This window comes from Rhizobium sp. NFACC06-2, from assembly GCF_900101425.1.
Classification (GTDB): Bacteria; Pseudomonadota; Alphaproteobacteria; order Rhizobiales; family Rhizobiaceae; genus Agrobacterium; species Agrobacterium leguminum.
In genome coordinates this window covers 1-26,301 of sequence record NZ_FMVA01000015.1, presented here as the reverse complement: position 1 = coordinate 26,301, position 26,301 = coordinate 1, and the positions used below count along the sequence as shown (strand labels likewise).

23 protein-coding genes and 2 pseudogenes are annotated in these 26,301 nt (G+C 60.4%); 11 read left to right on the top strand and 14 right to left on the bottom strand.

The genetic code is table 11. The annotated features are described in order from the left end of the window. Positions 1–32: 32 nt before the first annotated feature. Positions 33–776 carry a 2-dehydro-3-deoxy-D-gluconate 5-dehydrogenase KduD gene (gene kduD / locus F3H58_RS21415; protein ID WP_127757490.1) on the bottom strand — a complete coding sequence of 248 codons (744 nt, stop codon included), beginning with the start codon at positions 774–776 and terminating at the stop codon, positions 33–35. Further along, positions 773–1,597: a 5-dehydro-4-deoxy-D-glucuronate isomerase gene (gene kduI, locus F3H58_RS21410; protein ID WP_080820777.1), complete on the bottom strand. Its 825-nt coding sequence runs from the start codon at positions 1,595–1,597 to the stop codon at positions 773–775. Before kduI ends, kduD begins: the two co-directional genes overlap by 4 nt. Before the next feature lie 138 nt (positions 1,598–1,735). On the opposite strand from kduI, the gene F3H58_RS21405 reads away from it, so the two are divergent. The 3 genes from F3H58_RS21405 to F3H58_RS21395 all read left to right on the top strand — a co-directional run bounded on the left by F3H58_RS21405 (position 1,736) and on the right by F3H58_RS21395 (position 3,740). Beyond that, positions 1,736–2,533 (top strand): NAD-dependent epimerase/dehydratase family protein, encoded by a 798-nt coding sequence (locus tag F3H58_RS21405; protein WP_149743687.1) that lies wholly within the window; start codon positions 1,736–1,738, stop codon positions 2,531–2,533. A 109-nt stretch (positions 2,534–2,642) separates the two neighbouring features. Then, on the top strand, positions 2,643–3,380 hold the full coding sequence (locus F3H58_RS21400) for a FadR/GntR family transcriptional regulator (protein WP_078053634.1): 738 nt from the start codon (positions 2,643–2,645) through the stop codon (positions 3,378–3,380). Positions 3,381–3,422: 42 nt separating this feature from the next. Beyond that, on the top strand, positions 3,423–3,740 hold the full coding sequence (locus F3H58_RS21395; RefSeq protein WP_003522691.1) for a cupin domain-containing protein: 318 nt from the start codon (positions 3,423–3,425) through the stop codon (positions 3,738–3,740). Positions 3,741–3,748: 8 nt separating this feature from the next. Here F3H58_RS21395 and F3H58_RS21390 read toward each other — a convergent pair whose 3' ends face one another. The 6 genes from F3H58_RS21390 to F3H58_RS21365 form a co-directional block, all read right to left on the bottom strand. After that, positions 3,749–4,981 carry a M24 family metallopeptidase gene (locus tag F3H58_RS21390; RefSeq protein ID WP_149743686.1) on the bottom strand — a complete coding sequence of 411 codons (1,233 nt, stop codon included), beginning with the start codon at positions 4,979–4,981 and terminating at the stop codon, positions 3,749–3,751. A 331-nt stretch (positions 4,982–5,312) separates the two neighbouring features. Further along, the gene (locus tag F3H58_RS21385) at positions 5,313–7,316 is read right to left on the bottom strand and encodes an aldo/keto reductase (protein ID WP_149743685.1); all 2,004 of its coding nucleotides are present in this window, start codon (positions 7,314–7,316) and stop codon (positions 5,313–5,315) included. Positions 7,317–7,361: 45 nt separating this feature from the next. Next, positions 7,362–8,447, bottom strand: a complete 1,086-nt coding sequence (locus F3H58_RS21380; protein WP_149743684.1) for an ABC transporter ATP-binding protein — start codon at positions 8,445–8,447, stop codon at positions 7,362–7,364. A gap of 11 nt (positions 8,448–8,458) precedes the next feature. After that, complete coding sequence (locus tag F3H58_RS21375) at positions 8,459–9,295, bottom strand: carbohydrate ABC transporter permease (protein ID WP_046800394.1); 837 nt, start codon at positions 9,293–9,295, stop codon at positions 8,459–8,461. Then, positions 9,292–10,152, bottom strand: a complete 861-nt coding sequence (locus F3H58_RS21370; protein ID WP_003523586.1) for a carbohydrate ABC transporter permease — start codon at positions 10,150–10,152, stop codon at positions 9,292–9,294. The genes F3H58_RS21375 and F3H58_RS21370 overlap by 4 nt, the downstream gene beginning before the upstream one ends. Before the next feature lie 512 nt (positions 10,153–10,664). Continuing rightward, entirely contained in the window at positions 10,665–11,936 is a 1,272-nt protein-coding gene (locus F3H58_RS21365; protein ID WP_149743683.1) for an ABC transporter substrate-binding protein, read from the bottom strand. A gap of 86 nt (positions 11,937–12,022) precedes the next feature. Between F3H58_RS21365 and F3H58_RS21360 the strand changes: the two genes are divergently transcribed. Next, a complete protein-coding gene (locus F3H58_RS21360) occupies positions 12,023–12,919 on the top strand; it encodes a helix-turn-helix domain-containing protein (RefSeq protein WP_188129020.1) in 897 nt (298 codons plus the stop codon). Here the strand turns inward: F3H58_RS21360 and F3H58_RS21355 are convergent. Continuing rightward, positions 12,916–13,770, bottom strand: a complete 855-nt coding sequence (locus F3H58_RS21355) for an AraC family transcriptional regulator (protein WP_080837053.1) — start codon at positions 13,768–13,770, stop codon at positions 12,916–12,918. The genes F3H58_RS21360 and F3H58_RS21355 overlap by 4 nt on opposite strands. Positions 13,771–13,893: 123 nt before the next feature. Between F3H58_RS21355 and F3H58_RS21350 the strand changes: the two genes are divergently transcribed. Both F3H58_RS21350 and F3H58_RS21345 read left to right on the top strand, forming a co-directional pair. Next, positions 13,894–15,096: an MFS transporter gene (locus tag F3H58_RS21350; RefSeq protein WP_149743681.1), complete on the top strand. Its 1,203-nt coding sequence runs from the start codon at positions 13,894–13,896 to the stop codon at positions 15,094–15,096. Between the two features lie 67 nt (positions 15,097–15,163). Next, positions 15,164–15,817 (top strand): annotated as a pseudogene (locus F3H58_RS21345) (LysR family transcriptional regulator); the annotation flags it as partial. Here F3H58_RS21345 and F3H58_RS21340 read toward each other — a convergent pair. The 5 genes and pseudogenes from F3H58_RS21340 to F3H58_RS21320 all read right to left on the bottom strand — a co-directional run. Further along, positions 15,798–16,195, bottom strand: a pseudogene (locus F3H58_RS21340) (TRAP transporter large permease subunit); the annotation flags it as partial. The pseudogenes F3H58_RS21345 and F3H58_RS21340 sit on opposite strands and share 20 nt — an antisense overlap. 244 nt (positions 16,196–16,439) lie before the next feature. Then, on the bottom strand, positions 16,440–17,453 hold the full coding sequence (locus F3H58_RS21335) for a LacI family DNA-binding transcriptional regulator (RefSeq protein WP_065656182.1): 1,014 nt from the start codon (positions 17,451–17,453) through the stop codon (positions 16,440–16,442). 116 nt (positions 17,454–17,569) lie between these two features. After that, on the bottom strand, positions 17,570–18,580 hold the full coding sequence (locus tag F3H58_RS21330) for a D-altritol 5-dehydrogenase (protein ID WP_149743680.1): 1,011 nt from the start codon (positions 18,578–18,580) through the stop codon (positions 17,570–17,572). Between the two features lie 16 nt (positions 18,581–18,596). Then, on the bottom strand, positions 18,597–19,367 hold the full coding sequence (locus F3H58_RS21325; RefSeq protein ID WP_149743679.1) for a galactitol 2-dehydrogenase: 771 nt from the start codon (positions 19,365–19,367) through the stop codon (positions 18,597–18,599). Positions 19,368–19,626: 259 nt separating this feature from the next. Further along, positions 19,627–20,940, bottom strand: coding sequence for an ABC transporter substrate-binding protein (locus F3H58_RS21320; protein ID WP_185740861.1), 1,314 nt, complete (start codon positions 20,938–20,940; stop codon positions 19,627–19,629). Positions 20,941–21,252: 312 nt separating this feature from the next. Here F3H58_RS21320 and F3H58_RS21315 point away from each other — a divergent pair, with 312 nt between their 5' ends. The 5 genes from F3H58_RS21315 to F3H58_RS21295 all read left to right on the top strand — a co-directional run. After that, positions 21,253–22,260 carry a tagatose kinase gene (locus F3H58_RS21315; RefSeq protein ID WP_188129015.1) on the top strand — a complete coding sequence of 336 codons (1,008 nt, stop codon included), beginning with the start codon at positions 21,253–21,255 and terminating at the stop codon, positions 22,258–22,260. Continuing rightward, the gene (locus F3H58_RS21310) at positions 22,257–23,534 is read left to right on the top strand and encodes a D-tagatose-bisphosphate aldolase, class II, non-catalytic subunit (protein WP_149743677.1); all 1,278 of its coding nucleotides are present in this window, start codon (positions 22,257–22,259) and stop codon (positions 23,532–23,534) included. Before F3H58_RS21315 ends, F3H58_RS21310 begins: the two co-directional genes overlap by 4 nt. A 65-nt stretch (positions 23,535–23,599) precedes the next feature. Beyond that, a complete protein-coding gene (locus tag F3H58_RS21305) occupies positions 23,600–24,472 on the top strand; it encodes a carbohydrate ABC transporter permease (RefSeq protein ID WP_080857880.1) in 873 nt (290 codons plus the stop codon). Positions 24,473–24,484: 12 nt separating this feature from the next. Then, positions 24,485–25,309 (top strand): carbohydrate ABC transporter permease, encoded by an 825-nt coding sequence (locus tag F3H58_RS21300; protein WP_003525171.1) that lies wholly within the window; start codon positions 24,485–24,487, stop codon positions 25,307–25,309. 12 nt (positions 25,310–25,321) lie between these two features. Further along, positions 25,322–26,301: ABC transporter ATP-binding protein (locus F3H58_RS21295; protein ID WP_149743676.1), on the top strand; the 980-nt coding region annotated here is incomplete at its 3' end.

Below are 26,301 nucleotides of genomic sequence, written 5' to 3'. Positions count from 1 at the left end.
TTGTATGATGAATTGTTGAAATCTGTAACAGATCAGCGCGCCAGCCAGCCGCCGTCGACATTGAGAATGGCGCCATGCACATAATCCGCCGCCGGCGAAGCAAGGAAAACCGCCGCCCCGGCTATATCGTCGGAATGGCCCCAGCGGCCGGCCGGAATACGCTCGAGAATGGCCTTGTTGCGGGCCGCATCCGCACGCAGCGCCTCGGTATTGTTGGTTTCGATGTAGCCAGGAGCAATCGCATTCACATTGATGCCCTTCGCCGCCCACTCATTCGCCAGAAGCTTGGTGAGGCCCGCGACGCCATGTTTCGCCGCCGTATAGGACGGCACGCGAATGCCCCCCTGAAACGACAGGAGCGATGCGATATTGACCACCTTGCCGGACCGGCCTTTCGCCAGCAACTCTTTGGCAAAAGCCTGGGTGGTGAAAAACAGCGCCTTGAGATTGACGTCCATCACCTCGTCCCAGTCGAGTTCGGAAAACTCGACGGAATCGGCACGGCGGATAATGCCGGCATTGTTGACGAGAATATCAAAACCGGCGTCAGCAAAACTGTCCTTCGCCGCCAGCGGATCGGCAAAATCGATAGACAATGCGCTGGCCTTGCCGCCGTCCCTGGCGATCATCTCCAGCGTTTCATCCGGCGCGCGGCGGGCGGCGCAGACCACCTCCGCGCCGGCAGCAGCGAGCCCCACCGCAATTGCCTGGCCAAGCCCCGTATTCGCGCCGGTGACGAGCGCTTTACGCCCCTGAAGCGAAAAGGGATTCTTCATTTCAGATCCCCCGGCTGGATGAAGTCCATGTCGGTGTAATCGACATTGTCTCCCGCCATTGCCCAGATGAAGGTGTAAGAACCGATGCCGGCACCGGAATGGATGGACCAGGGCGGGGAAATCGCACCCTCTTCATTCGAAATGAACAGATGCCGGGTTTCCTGCGGCTCACCCATCAGATGCAGCACGCGCGACTTCTCATCCATGCCGAAATAGAGATAGGCCTCCATGCGGCGATCGTGAATGTGGGAAGGAATGGTGTTCCAGACCGAGCCGTCCTCCAGCGTCGTATAACCCAGCACCAGCTGGCAGCTTTCCATGACCAGCGGATGGATGAACTGGTTGATGGTGCGCTTGTTGGAGGTTTCCGTCGCGCCGAGCTTGACCTCCTTGCTATTGGCCAGTGTCACGAGCTTCGCCGGTAGGCTGCGATGCGCCGGGCAGGAGGTGATGTAGAATCGCCCTGCCCCGTCAAAGGTCACCGCACCGCTGCCTGCACCGAGATAAAGCACGTCGCCGCGATTGAGGGTATAGGTCTCGCCGCCGGCGCTGACCGTGCCGGTCTCGCCGATATTGACGATGCCCATCTCACGCCGGTCGAGGAAGGACGGCGTTTTGGTCTCTTCCACCTTGTCCAGCGTCAGCGGCGCACCGTTCGGCACCGCGCCGCCCATCACGAAGCGGTCATAATGGGTGTAGATCAGCCTGATTTCGCCGGAACGAAACATGTCGTTGGCGAGGAAATGCCGGCGGAGCCCTTCGGTATCCAGCGTTTTTGCATATTCCGGGTTCACGGCCTGCCTTGTTTCGACGGTCAACATCAAACTCATCCTTCATGATTGTTGCGTATGGCACATAATATATGTTATCCGCTTTTTGTACGATCTGTATGACAAGGTCAAGAGGCATAGGCATATCTCGACCATGCCAGGGACGTGCAACGCTGAGGGAGAATGGCAATGAAACGGCTTCTTGTTACCGGTGCTGCGGGCCAGCTTGGCCGCGTTATGCGCAAACGCCTTGCATCGATGGCCGAGATCGTTCGCCTTGCCGATCTCGCCCCGCTCGATCCGGCAGGCCCGAACGAGGAATGCATGCAATGCGACCTTGCGGATGCAGACGCCGTGGACGCCATGGTTGCCGGTTGCGACGGCATCGTTCACCTCGGCGGCATATCGGTGGAGAAGCCTTTCGAACAAATCCTTCAGGGCAACATCATCGGGCTTTATAATCTCTACGAGGCAGCCCGCGCCCACGGCCAGCCGCGAATTGTTTTCGCCAGCTCCAACCATACGATCGGCTATTATCCCCAGACCGAACGGCTTGGTCCCGACGTTCCCGTCCGCCCGGACGGCCTCTACGGCGTTTCCAAATGTTTCGGCGAAAACCTCGCCCGCCTGTATTTCGAGAAATTCGGCCAGGAGACGGCGCTTGTGCGCATCGGCTCCTGCACGCCGGAACCCACCAATTACCGCATGCTGTCCACCTGGTTTTCGCATGACGATTTCGTGTCGCTGATCGAAGCGGCGTTCCGCGCACCCGTTCTCGGCTGCCCGGTCGTCTGGGGGGCCTCCGCCAACGATGCGAGCTGGTGGGACAATTCGCATCTCGGCTTTCTGGGATGGAAACCGAAGGACAATGCCGAGACCTTCCGGGAGCACATCGCCCGGACAGTTCCCAGACCGGACCCGAGCGACGCGCTAGTCCGCTTTCAGGGTGGCGTGTTTGTCGACAACCCGATCTTCAAGGAGACGTGAAATGTCGCACGGACCTTTCCCGCTAAAACGGCGGGATTGCATGCCAGGCCGCGAATGACGTATCGAGGAACGGTGCACGCAACCGACATTTTTTAGAACGGCGACCAAGATGACAAAAGCGACAAGCTTCGAACCGGCAGCTCCACAAGGCAGAACGCTTGTGGTGAAGGTTTCGGAGGAACTCCGCAGCCAGATCGCCAAGGGTCGTTACAAGACGGGCGAGCGCCTGCCCTCCGAAGCGCAGATGACGCAGGAATTCGGTGTCAGCCGTACCGTGGTGCGGGAGGCAATCGCCTCGCTGCGATCCGACGGTCTGGTCGAGCCGCGTCAGGGCGCGGGTGTTTTCGTACTGGAACCCGCACCCACTGAGCGGCGGCCCTTCCACAATGTCGATCTTGCGCGCGTCTCGTCGCTGATCGAAATGCTGGAATTGCGCACCGCCGTGGAAGGTGACGCCGCCGGTCTCGCCGCCATTCGCCGTTCGCCGGCACAGGAGGAAAAGATCATCGAGGCCTTCGATGCCTTCCGCGCAAGCGCCACCAGGGGCGTGCCGACGGCGGAGGCCGATTTCGCCTTCCATCTCGCCATTGCCGAAGCGACCAACAATCCCCGCTTCAGCGAGTTTCTGCAGGTGCTCGGCCCCACCCTCATTCCGCGCCGCGCCGTGGCCGAAAACGGCACGGAAACCGTGCTTTCGCCCGCCGATCTCGCCCGGCTCGTCGGTGAACACGAAGCGATCCTGATCGCGATACAGGACGGCGACGAGGAGGCGGCGCGCAGCGCCATGCGCAGCCACCTGAAAAGCAGCCAGACGCGTTATCGCTCCATGCTGCGCGCGCCGCGCTGAGACTAGATGTTTAAACCGCATTGCATGACTGAGGAGAACGATATGCAGCAGCTTCCGACCTTTCCCACCGTTTCCCCCGACGATGGCGTGGAGCGCACCGTGCTTTCCGAAGCGCCGGAACTGATGGTGGTCTCCTTCCGCTTCAAGACCGGCGCCGAAGGCAGGCTGCACAGCCATCCGCATGTGCAATCCACCTATGTCGCCAGCGGCAGCTTCCGCTTTTATCGCGACGGTGAGGCCTACGATCTTCAGAAGGGCGATAGCCTCGTCATTCCCGGCCATATCGAGCACGGCTGCCTGTGTCTGGAAGAGGGCGAGCTGATCGACTGCTTTACCCCGCGCCGCGACGATTTCCTCTGATCCGGCGCTCAGTTCGCCGATAAATCCCGCAGGGCGCGTGGCAGGCTGTTCATGCATTCCGCGCCGGAGGCGGTGACGAGGAACTGGTCCTCGATCATCAGCGCGCCCAGTCCTTCGCCATAAAACGGCGCTTCAACCGCAACGACCATGCCGGGAAGAATGATTTCCGGATTGTCATGGGAAAAGAACGGCCATTCCTCGATGCCCACGCCACCGCCGACGGAATGCCCGAAATGGCCGCGATAATATTCGCTGAAACCTTGCCTGCGCATCGAGGCCAGCATGGCGGCGTGCACAGCACCGAATGTATTGCCGGGACGAATCGCTTCGAGCCCGCTGGCAAAGGCCGCTTCCAGGGCGCTGAAAACATCGGCGGCCAGCGGCGAGACCGGCCCCCACGAAAAACTCCGCGCGCCATCCGATGAATAACCGTCGACCAGCGTGCCGACATCGGCCTTGATGAGCGCGCCCGGCGTGACAACCGCCGCCATATCCGACAAAGCAGGTCCGACGGATATGTAGTCCCAATGGCCGCTCAGCGAAAACCCGGATTTCGCGGCATGGGCCTGTGCGCCGGCCTTCCAGGCGGCGGAAAGCCCGCCGAGCGCCGCGCCAGGCCTGACGGCAGCGGCCATCGCGACCAGCCCGGCCTCCGCAGCAGTCGCCGCACGCCTCAGAAGCTCGATCTCACGCTCGGATTTCACGGCGCGCAGACCGCGCAGCACGGCCGATCCGTCAACCCAGTCGACATCGGGCAGCGCCTGACGCAGCGCCAGAAAATCGGCGGCGGGCATGAATTCCAGGTCTGCGCCAATGCGCGCCGCCAACAGCCCCCGCTCCCGCAGCAGGTCAGCCAGCAGGCCGAAACAAGCGGCGCGATCAAACGTTTCCGGCCTCGGGCCAGCGGAATTGTTGCGGCGATAGGCATCGTCCACCTGCGCGATGGTTTCGGTACCCGACAGATCGACCATATCGATCCAGATACGATGGCAGCGCAGATCGATATCCCGCGCGGCCCTCCTGACAAGCGGGGCGGCATGATCGCTGACGATAGCCGCCAGCCCCGCCCCGGCATCGGCCGGCACCAGCGCAATCGCCGAACCCGCCCTGCCCCACATGGTCGCGACACCGGCATGGGCGCCGACCGCATAACGGAAGGCTTCGGGCTGGAAAAGCACCAGCGCCTCAATATCCGCTTCCCGCATCAGTTGCTGAGCACGGCTTCGGTCTATATCGCTCATGGGAACCCCGGTATATCATTTGCCTGCAACGCCAGGCCGCACGGTTTATGAGCCTACGCTTTAGCAGTCACCGGGGAAGGAATGAAGGTGGAAGATAACATCTCCACCTCGAAGATCGCCAGTTGGAACGAGCGGTTACCGCCTGTTTCTTCTCCCCACCCGGGGAGAAGTCCGCGGCAGCGGGATGAGGGGCAAGGGTAGAGATATGCGGAGAGCTAGCCCCCTCATCCGACCCTTCGGGCCACCTTCTCCCCGGCGGGGAGAAGAAATATGCCGCAACGCCTTGCCCTACTCATGGAGACGGCGGATAAATCCGCCGTCTCATTACCTTTCACGCCTCCAGCCACTTCACCTGCTCGGCCGTCAGTTTGATATCCAGCGCCGAAAGACTGTCTTCCAGCTCCGCAATCGTGCGCGGCCCGATCAGCGGAATGACCGGGAAAGGCTGGGCGATGACATAAGCGAGCGCAATATGGATCGGGTGGCGGCCGAGTTTTTGGGCAAGCTCGATCGCCCGGTCGCGGCGGACGAAGTTGCGGTCGGAATACCAGACGCGGACGATTTCTTCATCGTCATGCTTATCGCGCCCTGCCCTGTCCGTGAAAAATCCGCGCCCCTGGCTGGACCAGGCGAAATTGGGAATCTGGCGCGATTGCAGCCATTCCTTCCACTCATCGTCTGATGCAGCAACGCAGCCCGCCCAGATGGGATCGAGCATTTCCGCCAGCGAGAAATTGTTGGAAAGCGCGGCCGGAGCCTGCTTGCCGTTCTTCGCAGCATAGGCGGCCGCCTCGTCCATGCGCTCGCGCGTCCAGTTCGAGCCGCCGAAAATGCCGCGAATGCGTCCGCGCCGGACTTCGGCATCCATGGCATCGACGAACTCGCCGACCGGAACCTCCAGATTATCGCGATGCATGAAATAGGCATCGACATAATCCGTCTTCAGCCGCGCGAGCGACTGATCGAGCTGCTTTGCGATCATGTCAGGATAGCAGAGCGGCGAATGTGCACCCTTGCCGATCAGTACGATCTCTTCACGCGGCACGTTGCGGCTGGTGTGCCAGTCGCCGAAAATCGTCTCCGTCCTGCCTGCGCCATAAACATAGGCCGTATCGAAGAGATTGCCGCCCGCCTCGTAAAAGGCATCCAGCGTCAGGGATGCGGAAGCGAAATTGGGGAAGAATTCGAAACCGAGCGCGACCACGGAAGCGGGTTTGGCAAGGCCCGGAATCTGCCGCTTCGGCACTGCGTTTCCGGCCACGACCTTGCCGCCGGCAATATTGGCAACGCGCGACGTTGCTTTTTCAATGCTGTATTCCAGCCCGACGGAAGCCCGCCATTGATCCATGACACGCAGATTACCGAGGCTGTCCGCCCAGGCCATGCCGGGTGCATCGAATTCCTTTTTTCCCTGCCGGATCGCCTCACCGGCCGCGTCGACCTCGAAGGAATAAAGCCAGCGATCCTCCGGCAACTCGATGGTTTCCACCTTGTCGCCCCTGATGATATCGATCCGCCCGGTGCCGCCCTTGTGGCCGGCGGCGAACCAGAAATCCTTGACTTCTATGCGCCCTTCCGAGCCCATGATGCGCAGCACATTGTCCTGCGCCGCCATGATCGAGCATGAGACTTCGGCGACGATGCCGTTTGCGAATTTCAGCACCGCCGAGGCCCATTCATCAACGCCCGACTGGCCGAGATGCGCCGCACCCGCGACCTTTTCCGGTTCGGCGAAAGGTTTGCCCTCCACGGCACCTGCGATCATCCGCACCATGGAAACCGGATAACCGCCGACATCCAGAATGCCGCCGCCCGCCGTCTCATTGGCGAACAGCCGGTGATCGGCCCGGAACGAGCCCATGTTGAAACCGAAGCTGGAGCGGATGATGCGGATATCGCCCACCGCCCGGGCTTTCACCAGCTCCAGCAGTTTCGCCGTCTGCGGGTGCAGGCGGTACATATAGGCCTCGCCCGCGAAGACACCGGCCTTTTTCGCCTCGTGGAAAATGGCGTCGGCATCATAGGCGGAAAGCGCGATGGGTTTTTCCACCAGCACGTTCTTGCCGGCCCGGATCGCCTTGATCGCCCATTCGGCATGGCCGGTATGGGGTGTGGCGATATAGACCGCATCGATAGCGGGATCGGCAAGCAGGGCATCGTAACCCTTGATAATGCGCGCGCCGGCAAAAGCTTCGGCAAGGCCGGGCTTGTCCGGATTGCGGGTGGCGATGGCCTCTAACCTGCCGGTGCGGGAATGGGCAATGCCGTCAGCAAAGGTTCTGGCGATGGTGCCCGGGCCGATGATGCCCCAGCGGATCGGTTGTTCGGTCGTCATGAAATCCTCGTCCTTCATATCAGTCTTGGGTGCTTGGGAAAGGGTTCAGCGCAGGCGTTCGCCCCTGCTGTCGAAAAGGAAAGCGCGGCGGGCGGAAAGGCCGACCGTCAGCCGGTCACGATTGCCGACATCGCGCGACTCCGGTCGCTCGATGATGAGCTGCTCGCCGCCTTCGGTTCGGGCATAGACATAGCTGGTATTGCCGAGATGTTCGGCGACATCGACATGAACGGTGAGATCGGCATCGCCCCCGCCCGCATCGGCAAAATGCTCCGGCCGGATGCCGAGCGAAACCTTGGCTCCCTCGCTCAAACGGCTTTTCACCGGCAGGCTCAGCCGCACCGCTGGATCGCTGTCGAGAGCGAGCTTGACGCTGTCGGCGCCGCTGCCGATGATGGTGGCGTCGAGGAAATTCATCTTCGGCGAACCGACGAAACCGGCAACGAAGCGGTTGGCGGGATCGTCATAGAGATTGAGCGGCGCGCCGACCTGCTCGATATTGCCGGCCCGCAGCACCACGATCTTGTCGGCCAGCGTCATCGCCTCGGTCTGGTCATGCGTCACATAAATCATCGTGGTGCCGAGCTGCTTGTGCAGCCGCGAGATTTCCACCCGCATCTGCACCCGCAATTCGGCATCGAGATTGGACAGAGGCTCATCGAACAAAAACACCTGCGGTTCGCGCACGATGGCGCGGCCGATGGCGACGCGCTGGCGCTGGCCACCCGACAGCTGCTTCGGCCGGCGCTCCATCAGCTCGTTGATCTGCAGGATTTCGGCGGCGCGGTTGACCCGCTTTTGCGTATCCGCCTTCGGGTTACCGTTCATTCTAAGGCCGAAAGAGAGGTTTTCGGCAACCGTCATATGCGGATAAAGCGCATAGGACTGGAACACCATGGCAATGCCGCGATCGGCCGGATCGGCGTCGCTGACCGTTCTGCCGCCAATCACGATATCGCCGCCGGAAATATCCTCCAGCCCGGCGATCATTCTGAGAAGCGTGGATTTGCCGCAGCCGGAGGGGCCGACGAAAACGACAAATTCCCCGTCCTTCACCTCGAGATTTGCGCCATGGATCACTTCCAGCGCGCCGTAACGCTTGACCACGTTCTTGAGCGAAAGTTCCGCCATGCGGCCTCCCCTTACTTGACTGCCCCGGCGGAGATGCCGGCGATGAAGTGACGCTGCAAAGCCACGAAAACCACGAGAATGGGTGCGGTGAGCAGCACCGCGCCGGCCATGATGCCGCCCCATGACACTTTGGTCAGCCCGATGAGGGTGCCAAGCGCCACGGGTGCGGTCATCATTCCTGGGCGGGAATTGATGAGAAGCGGCCAGAGGTAATTGTTCCACGAGGCCAGGAAGAGGATGATGGAGAGCGCCGCCATGGTGGGCCGCGCGAGCGGCAAAGCGATGCGCAGGAAGATCTGCCATTCCTTGACGCCCTCCACCCGTGCCGCATCGAAAAGCTCCGTCGGCATCATCGAGAAGGATTGCCGCATGAACAGTACGCCGAGCGAGTTGAACAGCGGCGGCACGATCAGCGCCACCCATGTGTTGGCGAGCTTGAACTCCCGCGCCACCATGATGAATTGCGGGATGACGACGACGGCGAAAGGCAAAGTGATGGTGCCGAGAATGATGGCGATCACCACCCCGCGTCCGGCAAAACGGTAACGCGCCAGCGCCCAGCCGGCCATTGACGTCAGGAACACCGAAAGCACGGTGTAAATGACGGCGACGGTGATCGAGATGAACATGGCCCGCAGGAAATTGGTGTCCGCCTGCAGGTTGTTGAAATTCTCAACGAAATTGGTGGAGGGCACCAGCACGATATCCGGGCTGAAGATGCCGTAATCCGGCATGGTCGAAAACACGAACATCATCCACAGCGGAAACAGCCAGATGATGGCAAGCGGTGTCAGCGCCGCATGCAGGGCGATCTTCTGCCAGAAAAGCGATCTCGATTTCGATCTCATTTCGGCTCCCTCCCGACCCAGAGATTGAGGAGTGAAATGGCGATGGCGAGCGCCGCCATGGTGTAGGCAATGGCCGAGGCATAACCGAAATTGAGCGAAGTGAAGCCCTGCCGATAAAGGAACAGCCCCAGCGTCTCCGTGCCGCCGCCCGGCCCGCCCCTGTTGGTGATGAGGAAGGGTTCGGCAAACAGCTGCATGGTGCCGATGACCGAGAGCACGACGCAGAAGAGGATGATGGGTTTGAGGAGCGGCAGGGTGATATAAAAGAACTGCTGGCGCTTGCTCACCTTGTCCAGCGTCGCCGCTTCATAAACATCGCCGGGGATGGATTGCAGGCCGGCCAGAATGATGATGGCGTTATACCCTGCCCAGCGCCATGTCACCGCGATGATGACCAGCGCCATGGCCGCATTGGCATTGTCGAACCACGAGATGGGCGAAAGGCCGACGGAGGTGATGAGCTTGTTGATGATGCCGAAATCGGCGCTGAACATCAGCCGAAACACCGCCGCATAGGCCACCTCGCCAACGACGACAGGAGCAAAGAAGGCGAAGCGGTAAAGGGGCCGCGCCTTCAGAAGAGGCGAATTCAAGAGCACCGCCATGACGGTAGCGAGCGCGATCATCACGGGCACCTGAATGACCAGAATGATCAGCGTATTATAGAGCGCATTATAAAAGGCCGGATCGGAAACGAGCCGCCCCCAGTTCATGGAGGGCGCAAACCGCCATGGGTTGATGCGGGTATTCTGGAACGACAGCATGAACGAGCTGATGATCGGCCAGACCCAGAAGGTGGCGAAAATCAGGAGATAGGGCGCAAGGAACGCATAAGCGATCCTGTTCCTGGACGGCATGACGACCCCCATGTGCCGGATGGTGTCCGGATAGATGGAAAAGCTTCAGAAAGAGCGCGCCCCTATGCGGGGAATGCCTTTGCAAAACGGTGCGGCCTATTTTCTTCTCCCCGAGGGGGAGAAGGTGGCCCGAAGGGTCGGATGAGGGGGCTGGCTCTCGGTATATCTTTACCCTCGCCCCCTCATCCCGCTGCCGCGGACTTCTCCCCCTCGGGGAGAAGAAACTTGTGGCACCCGCTCGATCCTGGCCGCCAGCTTACTACGCGACGGGAAACCCCGTCGCCGTGTCGATATGCTTTGCGGCAAGCCCGGCCCCGGTTCCGGGAAAATGCCATTGCAAAACGGTGCGGCCTATTTCTTCTCCCCGAGGGGGAGAAGGTGGCCCGAAGGGTCGGATGAGGGGGCTGGCTCTCGGTATATCTCTACGCTCGCCCCCTCATCCCGCTGCCGCGGACTTCTCCCCCTCGGGGAGAAGAAACTTGTGGCACCCGCCCGCCTAAACCAGCGAAGGCTTACTGCGCGATAGGGAGCCCCGTTGCCGTTTCGATCTGCTTGGCGGCATCGTCGAGCGCCGCTTTCGCATTGGGATAACCGCCCGCGAAATATTTCGTCTGCGTCGCCTTGTAGATCGCATCGGCATCCGACTGGAACGCGGTGCCGCGGCTGGGCACGATCTTCGGCAGGGTGGCGAGAATATCGGTCCACACCGCCTGTCCGCCCCAATAGGCCTGCTTTTCCTTGACGAAAGGATCGTCGATGGCAGACAGCAGCGAAGGAACGAGGCCGAAGGATTTCAGCATCGTCACCTGTCCTTCATTGGTGGTGAGCGCGTAATCGATATATTTCCACGCCGCTTCCTTGTGTTCGGATGTCGAGCTGATCGCCAGCGACGAACCGCCGAGATTGGCGGCGTGCGGACCATCCGGCGTCAGGCTCGGCATCAGATAGACGCCCCATTTGCCGGAAAGATCAGGAGAGCCGGAACGAACCGTGCCTTCATACCAGGCGCCATACATCTGGCTGGCGGCCTTGCCGGCGGTATTGGCCTGGATTTTCTCATCCCAGATCGCCGCCGTGATGATGCCGGCGTCCTTCATTTCCTTGACCTTTTCTAGGGTCGCGACACAGGCAGGCTGGTTAATGGTGATGTTCTGGCCATCGGTCGAAAAGTAACCGCATCCCTGCTCATTGGCGATCATGCGAAACCATTCGCTATCGCCGTTGAAATCGGCCTGCGCCATGACGGTGCCGGGATTGGCGGCCATGACCTTCTTGCCGGCGGCGATGAAATCATCCCAGCTTCTGATGGAGGCCGGATCGACGCCTGCCTTCTCATAGAAGTCGCGGCGATAAAATACCGCCACCGGACCGGAATCCCACGGCACCGCATAGGCGACACCGTCAACCTCCAGTTCCGTGCGCTTGAAATCAGGGAAAAGCGCCTGTTTCTCAGGCGTATAGCCAAGCTCGGTCAGATTGGCGAAACAATCGGGAAAACGACTCCAGAACAGTTCCGCCTCGAAATTTTCAATGGTGACGATGTCAGGAAGACCATCGCCCCCGGCTGCGCAGGCAGCCAGCGTCTTGTCAAAAACCTGATTGTTTCCAAGGTCTTCAACGACGATCTTGATATCTGGATTCTGCTTGTTGAAGCCCTCTACCGTGGATTTCAGCGCGGAAGCCGCGACATTCCAGCTCCAGATGGTAACGGTCTCGGTTTGCGCGAAAGCCGGGGCTGCGAGAAGCAGCATGGCCGTAGACGCGCCAAGAAATTTCAAGCACATTGAAAACCTCCCTTTTTCAATTGCCGTTCTTCAGCGAACATGGGCACATTAGCGGGGACAGGAAATCTGTCTCGTAAAAAGGGAACATCGATTTGGCGGAAAGTAAGATTGCTGAAAGAGCCTTCTACCAGCCGGGTGCAAGCAGCATCGAAGGCATGCCGACAACGCTGCAGCTTTTTCACAATCATCCGCCCATCATGCTCAGGCCTCACTGGCACGCGCAGGTGGAAGTGAATTACGTGATGTCGGGATCGGTGCATTATCGCATGGGCGATCACGAGCTCTCGCTCGATGCCGGCCAGATGTGCATCTTCTGGGGCGGCCAGCCGCACCAGATGGACCATTCCTCCGACGATTCCTTTTATGCAGGCGCGCACCTGCCGCTCGTGCATTTCTTCCGCATGCGCCTGCCGGCCGCCGTCTCCAGCCAGTTGATGGGCGGTGCGACGATGGTGAGTGCCGAGACGGACAGGGCGGATGCAGAAAATTTCGGCCGTTGGTTCCGCTACGTCACTTCGGGCGATCCGGCAAAAGCCCAGCACGCGGTGGAGGAACTGCTGCTGCGGGTCGAGCGGATGTTTCTGGAGCCTTACTCCGTCATATCATCCGCTCTCGATGGAAAACGCAGACAGGATGACGAGGGCATGGCGCCCTCCATCGGTGTGGTGCGCATGTGCGACTTCATCGCCGCTAATTTTCTCGACGATATCGACGCGACGGAAATCGCCCGCGCCGCCTCGCTGCACCCGAAATATGCGATGAACCTGTTCCGCAAATCCACCGGCATGACGCTGATCAAATATCTGACCCTGCTGCGGCTCTCCCGCGCGCAGGCGATGCTGATGACCGGCAAGGACAATATTCTGCAAATCGCCATGGAAAGCGGCTTCGGCTCGGTCAGCGCCTTCAACAAGGCCTTCCGCCAGATCGCCGGCATGTCGCCTTCCGATTTCCGCCGCGACATGCGGGCGACTGCGGCTTAACCTTCGATCTCTTCGAAATCGGAAAAAGCAGCGCTGCGCTGCCGCGCCGCCTGCCGATAGGCCCTTGGTGAACTGCCCAGCATTCGCCGGAACATGGTGGTGAAAGCCGGGATGTTTTCATAACCGGCATCCAGCGCCACATTGGTCACCGCTTCGCCGGCCGCCAGTCTCGGCAGAGAGGCGAAGATACAGGCCTGCTGGCGCCAGGTGACGAAACTCAACCCCAGTTCCTTACGGAACAGCCGCGTAAACGAGCGGCGGCTGATGCCCATGGCCGCCGCCCAGTCATCGATCTCCACCCGCGCCACCGGCTTTTTCAGGAAATCACGACACAGCGCCGCCAGACGCTGATTATCTGGAAAAGGCAGTCCGAGCGGCCTTTCCGGCAGGCGGTTGACCTCGTCCAGCAACAGCGCCCGCACAAGGCCCTGCCGGTGAAAAGCCGTCGGCTGGTGTTCTTCACCCAGCAATTCCGAAATAAGGCTGGAGGCGAGATCGGTTATTTCCACCACGCGCGGTGCGCCCGCATGAAACAGGTCCGGATGGACGTAGATCGAATGCATCTCCACCGTCGAGATGGTTTCCGCCTCATGTTGCAGCCCGGCGGGTATGAGCAACCCATGACCGGGCGGTATCATCCAGCGACCATCCGCAGTGCTGACAAGCACGACGCCCTGACGGGCGCACCAGATCTGCACGCGGCTATGGCTGTGGGGCGGCGTCCGGTGCCCGGTGGGGTAAACGCGGCAAAGCGCCAGCACCGGCTCATTGGTGCCGTCGATCAATTTCAGGCTACGTTCATGCTCGTCATGCGTCAGTCCTGAAGGCTGCCGCGATTTGATTTTTGCCATTTGGCCCACTCACAAAGAAAATCGTCCAGAACACAAATGCAGGCCAGAAACAATATGAATAAAAGCGGGAAGAAATAAAGACATGTTTCCCGTCTTCCGCGGGGAACCCGAGAGGACTTCATCATGGCCACTGTTACCAGCGCCGGCACCAGCTTCAACCCGCAACGCACGGCGTTTTCAATCATCGCAGCCGCGAGCTTCTGCCACATGCTGAACGACATCATGCAATCGCTGCTGACGTCGCTTTACCCGTTGCTGAAAGCCAATTACGCGCTCGATTTCATGCAGATCGGCCTGCTTACCTTCGCTTTTCAGGTCACCGCCTCGCTGCTGCAGCCGGTTGTCGGCATGGTGACCGACCGCTGGCCCATGCCGTTCTCCTTGCCCGTGGCCATGCTCTCCACCTGCGCCGGCCTCATCACGCTCGCCTTTGCCCATAGTTTCGAGGTTCTGGTGATCGGCGCCTGCCTCATCGGCATCGGCTCGGCGATCTTCCATCCGGAAGCTTCCCGCGTTGCGCGCCTGGCATCCGGCGGCCGTCACGGTCTGGCACAATCCTTCTTCCAGGTGGGCGGCAATACCGGCACGGCCATTGGCCCGCTACTCGCCGCCTTCATCGTCATCCCGCTCGGCCAGACGAGCCTCAGCTGGTTCTCGCTGATCGCGCTTGTCGGTTTTGGCGTGCTTTCCTGGGTTGGCGTCTGGTACGCCCGCCACCGCCGCGCAACGGTCGGAAAGGCGCCGGCCAGCCGCACCCTTCCGCTTGCGCGTGGCACTGTCATGATGACGCTTCTGGTGCTGGTGGTTCTGACCGCCACCAAGAATGCCTATCTCGCCAGCCTGTCGAGCTACTTCACCTTCTACACCATCGACAAATTCGGTCTTGGTGTTCAGGACGCGCAGGTTCTGCTGTTCCTCTTCCTCGGCGCTTCGGCACTGGGCGTGTTCTTCGGCGGCCCGATCGGCGACCGTTTCGGCTCACGCGTCGTCATCTGGTTCTCGATCCTCGGCGTCATTCCCTTCGCGCTGCTGCTGCCCTATGCGAACCTGTTCTGGACGGCCATTCTCGTCGTTGTCATCGGCTTCGTGTTCTCCTCCGCCTTCTCGGCCATCGTCGTGTTCGCACAGGAACTGGTGCCGGGCCGCGTCGGCCTCATCGCCGGCATGTTCTTCGGTTTCGCCTTCGGTTTCGGCGGCATCGGTGCTGCGGTTCTTGGCGTTTATGCGGATAAGGAGGGCATCGAATTCGTCTACCGCATCTGCTCCTACATGCCGCTGCTCGGCCTGCTCACGGTGTTCCTGCCGAAACTGCCGAGCCACCGCTAAAAGCCTCGCGTTCAACGCTTTTCAACACGGCGGTCACCTGTGATACTCAGGTGACCGCCGTATTCCGTTGAGCAAAGCCCTACCCACGCAAATCCCAATAAAATCGATCCTCGTTTTCCACGCCGCGGCAAGGGCCGGCAGCATTTCGCGGGCGGCGGAGGAACTGAGCGTCACACCTTCGGCCGTTTCCCAGCAGATCCAGTTGCTGGAAGGCCAGCTCGGCACGACCCTGATGGCGCGAACCGGCCGCAAGGTGACATTGACGGAGGCGGGCGAGCGCTATTTTTCGAGGATCACCGCCCAGATCGAGAACATATTGGACGCCACAGACAGTATTCGCGGCTTCCGCTCTGTCACCACGCTGACGATCCGGGCGACGCCGACCATTTCCAACAAATGGCTGCTGCCGCGTCTCGGTTCCTTTCTGGAGGAACACCCGGAACTGGAAGTGCGCCTCGACGGCACCAACGAGCCGACCGATTTTTCGCAGGAACTTGTCGATATAGAATTGCGCCATGGCGATGGCCGCTGGCCGGGCCTCTTCGTGGAAGGGCTGGTGGAGGAGGAATTCCTGCCGGTCTGTTCGCCGAATTATCAGGGTGCGGGTAAATTCCTCCCCGAGGAATTGCAGAACCAGCGGCTGATCCATTCGGTGAAGGCGCAGGCGCAATGGAACCACTGTTTCCCTCTGGCCGGCGTGACAGCCGAAAAGCGCTGGCGGGCAGCCCATCGAAGGTGAAGACCCGGGGGGCAAGCTGCGAGGTGGCGGCGATGAACAGGATGGTGCCGGAAATGCGCGCCGTCGAGATCAATATTTCCGGCAGCTCCCGCACCGGCAGGGTGCGGTAAACGATGACGCCGAGCACCGCTACGTAAACCACCGCGATGGCCGCCGCTTCCGTCGGCGTGAACAGGCCGCTGGCAATGCCGATGATGAGGATCAGCGGCGTCAGCGTCGGCAGGATTGCGCGCAGACCCGTGACGACCACCAGACGGAAATTGAACGGTGTCGGCGGATTGTAACCGTAATGCACCGAATAGAAGTGGTTGAAGACGAAGAGGCGAAGGCAATGAAGAGGCCGGGCACCAGACCCGCGACATCCTTCGCTGGGGAAATTGCTGGCGAGAATGTCCAGTCAGCCCGGCGAAGGCCATGCGACACCGAGGCAGCGAAGGCTTATCCCTCGCGGCATGGCCGGCATGACGATCCAACGTTCCTCCCGGATACCGGCACGCCTTTGCGCCGGCTCTCGCGGTCGCCTCCCAAAGCAACCTTGAGGAGCGTTCAAATATTAGTTCTATTTAGAAAATCAGATTCTTTGTTTAGCTTATCTAACAAATCATCAGGCCGATTTGCGCAGCATCAGATCGGCGCTGAGGAGAATGCGCTCGCGCATCCGCGTCGTATCATCCGCCTCCTCGTCCAGCTTCTGCAACAGAAGCTCGATCGACAGCCTGCCGATCTCATTATAATTCTGCGCCACGGTGGTAATCGGCGGGCAGGCATAACGCGACAGCGGATGATCGTCATGGCCGGCGACCCTGAGGTCATAATCCGCACCATGGCCGACCCTGAGGCCCTTCTGGAAGGCGGCTGCGATGACACCGAAGGCGATACGGTCGTTGGCGCACAGAATGGTGCGCGATGGCAGAGACCCCGCCCCTTCCAGCAGCCGGCCCGCCTCATCGAAGGCGAAACGCTCGAAATCCCAGGTGACAATATCCGGAACGTTGATCACCTGCGGCTCGAAACCAAGGCGCCGCATGGCCTCCTCATAGGCGGTGCGACGCGTGGCGGCATTGGTATTGACCTGCGGCATGTCGAAGAAACAGGGCGGCTCGCCCGAGCGGCAGAGATAATCCACCATCAGCCCCACACTCTGGCGGTTGTCGGTGCCAACAAAGGCCGAGGTCTCGTCGAGCGGCGAATCGACATAAACAATCGGAATGCTGGCGGCGAGTTGCTCCAGCGTGGCGCGGTGGGATTTGACGCCCAGCGGCGCGATGATCGCGCCGGCGACATTCATCGACTTGAAAGTGCGGATGGCGCGGTCTTCGATTTCCGCCTTGCCATCCGATGAGAGCACGAAAGCAAGGAAGCCCGCTTCGTTGGCGATGAGTTCAATACGGCTCGTCAGCGCCATATAGAACGGATCGGTGGAGTTCGGGATGATGATGCCGATGATATTGGAGCGGCGGCGGTTGAGATTGACGGCGAAAATATTGGGCCGGAAACCCGATTTCTTCAGCGCATCCTCGATGGCATCCCGCGTCTTCTTGCGGACCGAGGCCGGATCATTGAAGTATTTCGAAACAGTCGGGCGCGAAAGGCCGACGAATTCCGAAAACTCTTCCATCGTCCTGATAGATTTGGCCAAAGTGCTTGCCCCCATGAAATATTACATGTGGTACTTTATATCGACCGGCCTTCGCACGAAAAGCCGGTCGACTGCGGTTATCAACCACCAAACGATCATTCGGCTGCAAATTGCACTTTCATGGTGGCCGGATCGGATGGTTTCTTCGTGAAAAACGGCAGCATCTCCGAAAGCGGCAGCCGGTGCGAGACGAGCCGCGCCATGACATCGCCATCCGTTTCCAGAATGGCGAGCGCCTGCGGTATGTTGCGGTTCAACGAATGCGAGCCGACAAGCTTCAGCTGACGCCTGAAGATTTCGAAGGGTGCGACCGAAATGCGGGCATCCGGCGCGCAGACCCCGAAGAACAGTGCCGTGCCGCCATCGGCAACCAGCGGGATCATCGCTTCCGCAACGGGGGCGATACCCGTCGCATCGGCGACAACATCGAAAGACTTCTGTTGCCGCAGGAGAGGTTCCGAACCGGAAACCGCCACCTGAAGCCCGAGACCTTCGGCAAAAGCCAGCCTGCTTTCGTTGATATCGGCAATCGTCACCGTCTCGATGCCGCGCGCTTTCAGCGACAGGGCAAGCAGCAGGCCGATGGGACCGGCTCCGAAAACCAGCGCATTTTCAGCCTCCGTTCCGTTCTCGCCAATGCCCGCGCTCTGCATGCCGTTGACGACGCAGGCAAGTGGTTCGGCCAGCGCCGCGACGTGATAGGGCATGGAACCAATGCCATGCAGGTGATCGGCGCGCACCAGGCTAAATTCCGCAAAACCACCGTTATGGGAAACGCCATAGGCCTTCAGGGTGCTGCAAAGATTGGTGAGCCCCTTACGGCAGCTTGGGCAGGTGCCGCACGGCAGATTCGGATCGACCACCACCCGGTCGCCGGCCTTTATGCCCGTCACATCGGCGGCCACGACCGCAACTTCACCGGCATATTCATGCCCCGGAATGACCGGAAAGGCGCCGTCGCCGTAACGCGCGTGAAGCACATCGATATCGGTGTGGCAGAGGCCCGAAGCCTTGACCTGCACGAGCGCGTGGCCAGGCGGCAGATCGGCAACGGGAACTTCCGCCAGAACGGCCTGTCCCTTCTCGACGAATTGAATGGCATGCATGGTCATCTCCGGCTTTTCAGCTCATCCAGTTGCCGCCGTCGACATTATATGTCTGGGCGAGAATATAGTCGCTGTCGGAAGAGGCGAGGAAAACCGCAAGACCCTTGATGTCATCGGGCGTCGCAAAACGGCCGATCGGCACGGATTTCGCCACCGCCGCCTTCTTCTCACCCGGCTTCAGGCCTTCCCATTTGGCAAATTCCGCATCGACCACTTCCCAGTGCTCGCCATCCACCACGCCCGGTGCAATGGCGTTGACATTGATGCCATGCTTGACGAGCGCGAGCGCCGCCGACTGCGTGGCGGAAATGATCGCCGCCTTGGAAGCGCAATAAAGCGTGACGAGCGCTTCGCCGCGACGGCCGGCCTGGCTCGCCATATTGATGATCTTGCCGCCGCGCGCGCGCTCGATCATCACATTGGAAACCGCCTTCATCATGAACAGCGGTCCCTTGAGATTGATGTCGAAGACCCGCTCATAACTCTGTTCGGTAATGCCATTGATCGGCGCCATGTCGAAGATCGCGGCATTGTTGACGAGAATGTCGATGCCGCCGAATTCCTCATCCACCGCCTTTACCACGGCGTCGATCTCGGAAAGATCGGTTACATCCAACTTCACGGCCTTGGCGGCAGGGCCGATGGCGGCGGCGGAACTCGTCGCGCGGGCAATATCGATATCGGCGATAATCACCTTCGCACCTTCATTGGCAAAAGCCTGCGCGAAACCAAGGCCGATGCCGCGGGCGGCGCCGGTAATCAGCGCGACTTTGTTCTTCAATCTCATGTCGATCTCCGTGATGCATGGCGGGTAATCTGTCCATGCTCTTTTGTTGTTCGATGCTTTTCCTCACTCCCCTCATTCCTGCTTGTTGCAGGAATCCAGCCGACGCGGCTCTCACGCGGCAAGAGAGTCCTTCCAGCCCAAGGACTTGGGCTGGCTAGATTCCTGTGACAAGCACAGGAATGAGGAGGCGGGCGCGAAAGCCCCACCCATGCCGCCCGCCGCCAAAGTGACGAACGGGCGGCACGCCGGGAGGACGCGGCTACTTGATGTAGCCCGCGCGGGTCATGTCACGCTCGACCTGTTTTTGTGCGCCTTCGAGCGCCGCATCGACGGTCTGCTGGCCGGAAAGGGCAGCGGCGATCTGCTGGCCGACAATCGTGCCGATGGACTGGAATTCCGGTATGGCGACGAACTGCACGCCGGTATAGGGCACCGGATCCTTGGTCGGCTTGGACGGGTCGGCAGACATGATGGCTTTCAGCACCGTATCCGCAAAGGGCGCCGCCTTCTTGTATTCCGGCAGCTCATAGGTGGATTTGCGCGTGCCCGGGGGCACGGCCACCCAGCCTTCGCTTTCGCCAACCGTCTTCACATAGTTCTTCGAGGTCGCCCATTTCACGAAAGACTTGGCGGTTTCAAGCTTCTTCGTGCTGTTTGGGATTGCAAGGTTCCAGGACCACGACCAGCTCGAACCGTTCGGCGTTACCTCCACCGGAGCACGCGTAAACGCGGTCTTGTCGGCAACCTGGCTCTGCTTGGGGTCATAAACGCGGCCCGCCGCAGAGGTAGCGTCGATCCACATGGCGCAGCGGCCGGATGAAAACAGCGTCTGGTTCTCGTTGAAGCCATTGGCGGCCGCGCCGGGCGGGCCGTAGGAGGTCATCAGCGCCACATAATCCGAGATCGCCTTTTTCCAAGGCTCGCTCGTCAACTGCGGTTTCCAGTCCATGTCGAACCAGCGGCCGCCATAGGTGTTGATCATGGTGCCGAGGAAAGCCATGTTCTCGCCCCAGCCCGGCTTGCCGCGCAGGCAGATGCCATATTGCTGTTTCGACTTGTCGGTCAGCTTGGCGGCGAAATCCTTGATCTGGTCGTAGGTCGGATTATCCGGCATCTTCAGGCCGGCGGCGTCGAACAGATCCTTGCGGTAAAGCGTGAACGAGCTTTCGGTGTAGAACGGCACCGCGTAAAGCTTGCCGTCGACAGTCAGGCCCTTTTTGATCGGATCGAGCAGATCGGCGTAATCGTAATCGTCGCCAAGATCGTCGACAGGCGCCAGCCAGCCCTGCTTGCCCCAGATCGGCGCTTCGTAACCGCCAATGGTCATGATGTCGAACTGACCGCCATTGGTGGCGATATCGGTGGTAACGCGTTCGCGCAGAACATTCTCTTCCAGCACGATCCAGTTGATCTTGTTGCCCGTCTCCTTCTCCCAGGCGCTGGAAAGCTTCTGCATGATGATCATGTCGCCATTGTTGACGGTGGCGATGTTGATTTCCTCCGCCTGCGCCAGACCGGCGAAAAGGCCGATGCCAACGACGGACGATGACAGAATTCCAATTAATTTGCTCATGAGACCCGCTCCTCCTTTACGGATGTCCACGCATAACAATACATGCGTAAATTTTTTATCTCGCAAAATCCGCTCCATTGTCAACGTCCGAAAATAAATCGGAGCATGGAGACATCGTCGCTCGAACCAGTAACTCACTGTTTTAAAGCGAATAATATCATAAAAAATTATTTCCAGAGGCGTTCTTCGTGCTGCGATGCAACAAAATTTTCGTCATCTCATATATTGACGCGCGTAAATTTTTGAATGATATCCGAAAACCAGAAGCTCTCGGGACGGCGGGATTACCTCCGCCAAAAGGACGGGAGCCGAATGCATATGGAGGAGACGATGAGGCAGGCATCCGCACTGACGCCGCACACGAATGGCCCGACCATCACGGCCGGCGAAATCCTCGTGGAGATCATGGCGACGACGGTGGGAAACGGCTTTCTCGAGCCGCAGGCGCTGATCGGCCCCTTCCCGAGCGGCGCACCCGCCATCTTCATCGATCAGGTGGCGCGCTGCGGCGGAGCCGCCGGCATCATTGCCGCAGTGGGTGACGATGATTTCGGCCGTCTCAATGTCGAGAGGCTGCGCGGCGACGGCGTCGACGTCTCAGCCATCGCCACCATCCCCGACCGGCCGACGGGCAGCGCCTTCGTGCGTTACCGGGAAAATGGCGCAAGGGACTTCGTTTTCAACATCGCCCATTCGGCGGCCAGCGAAACGCATATGACGGCTAAAGCGCAGGCTCTCATCGAAAAAGCCGGCCATGTGCATGTCATGGGATCGGCCTTCGCGATTGCCGGCATTGGCGAAATCATTCTCGAAGCCATCAGACGCGTCAAGGCGCGCGGCGGCTCGGTCTCCTTCGATCCCAACATCCGCAAGGAACTGGCGCAGGGCAACGCCGGCCGCAGGCTGATCGACGATCTGCTTGGTGTTACCGATCTTCTCCTGCCCTCCGGTGAGGAGCTTCAGGCAGCCTCCGGTCTGGATGATGAGGAGGCAGCAATCGAAAAGCTGCTTGCCTCCGGTATCGGCGAAATCGTGCTGAAGCGCGGCGCGGATGGCGCAAGCCATTTCAGCCGCGCCCATGGACGAATTGATGTCCCCGGCTTGCGGGTCCGCGAAATAGACCCGACCGGTGCCGGCGACTGTTTCGGTGCGACCTATCTCACCTGCCGCCGCCTCGGCATGCATCCGCAGAAGGCGCTCACTTATGCCAATGCCGCCGGCGCGCACAATGTCACCCGCCGTGGCCCGATGGAGGGCGCCGCCAGCCTTTCCGAACTCGACGCCTTTCTGGCCGCGCAACTGTCGGAGGAAATCCTGTGACCGGTATACTCGAAAATCTCGCCGCCGCGCGCCGCTCCGGCAAGCCCGCCGGCATCACCTCCGTCTGCTCCGCCCATCCCGTTGTCCTGCGCGCCGCAATCCGCCGTGCCGCCGCTGGCAGTACACCGGTGCTGATCGAGGCAACCTGCAATCAGGTCAATCATCTCGGCGGTTATACCGGCATGACGCCACGGGACTTCGTCAGCTTCGTCAACAGCATTGCCGAGGAAGAAAGGTTGCCCCGCGAACTGGTGATTTTTGGCGGAGATCATCTCGGCCCCAATCCCTGGCGCAGGGAAACGGCCGAGGAAGCGCTGACAAAAGCTGCCGCCATGGTCGAGGCCTATGTGACGGCGGGTTTTCGCAAGATCCATCTCGATGCCTCGATGGGTTGCGCCGGTGAACCGGCGGCGCTGGACGACGACACGATAGCCAACCGCGCCGCCAAACTTGCAACCGTCGCCGAAAAGGCCGCCGCGGCTGCCGGCTTGCCGAAACCGCTTTATATTCTCGGCACCGAGGTGCCGGTGCCGGGCGGGGCGGACCATGTGCTCGACACGGTCGCGCCGACGCAGCCGCAGGCGGCGCGCCAGACCATCGACCTTCACCGCGAAATATTCGCGCGACACGGCCTTTCCGATGCGTTCGAACGGGTCATCGCCTTCGTCGTGCAGCCCGGCGTGGAATTCGGCAGCGACAATGTCGTCGCTTACGACCCGCAAGCGGCCACCGCCTTGAGCGCCGTGCTGGACGCCGAACCGCAACTGGTCTTCGAGGCCCATTCCACCGATTACCAGACGCAGGCCGCCCTCACGACACTAGTATGCGATGGATATCCCATCCTGAAAGTGGGCCCCGGCCTGACCTTCGCCTATCGCGAGGCGCTTTACGCTCTCGACATGATCGCCTCCGAGATGATCGGCGATTATGGCGACCGTCCTTTGGCGCGCACCATGGAGGAGCTGATGCTTTCCTCACCTGGCGACTGGCGCGGACATTATCATGGCGATGACATCACGCTGCGATTGCAGCGCCACTACAGCTACAGCGACCGTATCCGCTATTACTGGACGCGGCCGGAAGCGCTTGCGGCCGTTTCCGCCTTGCATAAGGCGCTGGATGGGAAGACAATTCCCGAACCCCTGCTGCGCCAGTATCTCGGTGAATTGCCTCTCGCGGCAGTTGCAGGAAAGAATATGGAGGAGGTTCTGGTCGCGGCAGTGGATCAGGTGCTGGCGACCTACCATGCGGCGACGGGCGAAGATCGTCACTAAGACAATCGTTAAATTGGGACGCCCCAGCGGAGACGTTGCGGGTATCGGTCAGGGAGGGGAAACTCATGGCAACCCGAAACACAAGCGGATTAGCGCGGGTCATGCTTGCGCCATCGGTGCTGCTGCTTCTGGTGTGGATGATCGTGCCTCTGGCGATGACGCTCTGGTTCTCGTTCCAGAACTACAATCTCCTCAACCCGGCCAATGTCAGCTTCGCTGGTCTGTTCAATTACCAGTATTTCTATACCGACCCGGCCTTCTTCCAGTCGATCTGGAACACGCTGTTGATCGTCGGCGGTGTGCTGCTCATCACGGTGGTTGGCGGCATCGCCATTGCGCTTCTGCTCGACAATGACATTTTCGGCCAGGGCATCGTGCGCATCATGATCATCTCGCCCTTCTTCGTCATGCCGCCGGTGGCTGCTTTGGTGTGGAAGAACATGATCATGCATCCCGGTTACGGCGTGCTTGCCGATCTGTCGCGCTTCTTCGGTTTCCAGCCGGTCGACTGGTTCGCGCAGTTTCCGCTCTTGTCCATCATCATCATCGTCGCCTGGCAATGGCTGCCCTTTGCAACACTGATCCTCTTGACCGCGCTGCAGTCGCTCGATGGCGAACAGAAGGAAGCCGCCGAGATGGATGGCGCCAACTTCGTCAACCGCTTCATCTATCTGACGTTGCCGCATCTTTCCCGCGCCATCACCGTCGTCATTCTGATCCAGACGATCTTCCTGCTTGGCGTCTACGCGGAAATCCTCGTCACCACCAATGGCGGCCCAGGCTACGCTTCCACCAACCTTGCCTTCCTCATCTATCGCACCGCACTTCTGGGCTATGACGTCGGCGGGGCTTCGGCCGGCGGTATCATCGCCGTCATCCTCGCCAATATCGTCGCCATCTTCCTGATGCGCGCCGTCGGCAAGAACCTCGACCGGTAAGGGGGAAACATCATGGCCCGCAAGACAACCACTCGCGCAAAGATCGGCTTTTCCATCGCGGCCTGGGCCGTGGCGCTGCTGCTGTTCTTCCCGATCCTCTATGCCTTCCTCACCTCGATCAAGACCGAGCCGGAGGCCATCGCCGGCTTCAGCCTCATTCCGTCCGGCACGCTCGAGAATTACGTGACGGTCCAGACCCAGCGCGATTACTTCAAGCCCTTCATGAACTCGGTGGTGCTGTCGCTCGGCTCGACGATCATTGCGCTGATCATCGCCATTCCCGCCGCCTGGGCCATGGCGTTCTCGCCGACCAAGCGCACCAAGGACATTTTGATGTGGATGCTCTCCACCAAGATGATGCCGGCCGTCGCCGTGCTGGTGCCGATCTACCTGATCTTCCGCAATGCCGGCCTGCTCGATACCCGCATCGGGCTCACCATCATGCTCACCTTCATCAACCTGCCGATCGTCATCTGGATGCTCTACACCTACTTCCGGGAAATCCCCGGCGAGATTCTGGAAGCCGCCCGCATGGATGGCGCATCCTTGTGGAACGAGATCGTGCATGTGCTGACGCCGATGGCGGTTCCGGGCATTGCCTCGACGCTGCTCCTCAACGTCATCCTCGCCTGGAACGAATCCTTCTGGACCATCCGGCTGACGACCACCAATGCCGCCCCGCTGACGGCCTTCATCGCCTCCTTCTCAAGTCCGCAGGGGCTGTTCTGGGCAAAACTCTCGGCCGCCTCGATGATGGCGATCGCCCCCATTCTCGTCATCGGCTGGTTCTCGCAGAAACAACTCGTGCGTGGCCTGACCTTCGGCGCCGTGAAATAAGGAACGACAAACATGGGCAGCATTTCCCTTCAGAACGTGTCCAAGCTCTTCGGTGAGGCGAAAGTCATCCCGTCGATCGATCTCGATATCCATGACGGCGAATTCGTCGTCTTCGTCGGCCCCTCCGGCTGCGGCAAGTCCACGCTGCTGCGCCTGATTGCCGGGCTGGAAGATGTTTCCGGCGGCAAGATCGTCATCGACGGCAAGGATGTGACCGAGCGCGCGCCCGCCGAGCGCGGCCTTGCCATGGTGTTCCAGTCCTATGCGCTTTATCCGCATATGAGTGTGAGAAACAACATCGCCTTTCCGCTGAAGATGGCCAAGCTCGACAAGGCGATCATCGATAAAAAGGTCGAAGACGCCGCAAGGGTGCTGAACCTTACCGATTATCTCGAGCGCCGGCCCTCGCAGCTGTCGGGCGGCCAGCGCCAGCGTGTCGCCATCGGCCGCGCCATCGTGCGCGAACCCTCCGCCTTCCTGTTCGACGAGCCGCTTTCCAACCTCGATGCGGCGCTGCGCGGCACCATGCGGTTGGAAATCTCAGAACTGCACAATACGCTGAAGACGACGATGATCTACGTCACCCACGACCAGGTGGAGGCGATGACCATGGCCGACAAGATCGTCGTCCTCAACCGCGGCAATATCGAGCAGGTCGGCTCGCCGATGGAGCTTTACCGCTCCCCCGCCAACCTCTTCGTCGCCGGCTTCATCGGCTCGCCGCGCATGAACCTGGTGACCGGTGACTTCGCCCGCCAAAAGGGCGCGACCACCGCCGGCGTGCGGCCGGAGCATCTGGTGCTGTCGAAGGAAAGCGGGCTGTGGCAGGGCAAGGTCACCGTCGCCGAACATCTCGGATCGGATACCTTCCTGCATCTCGAGGTGAACGGCATCGGGCCGATTACTGCCCGCACCGATGGCGAGTTCGAATGCAAACACGGCGATACCGTCTTCATCACGCCGGATGACACCAAGATCCACAGGTTCGATGA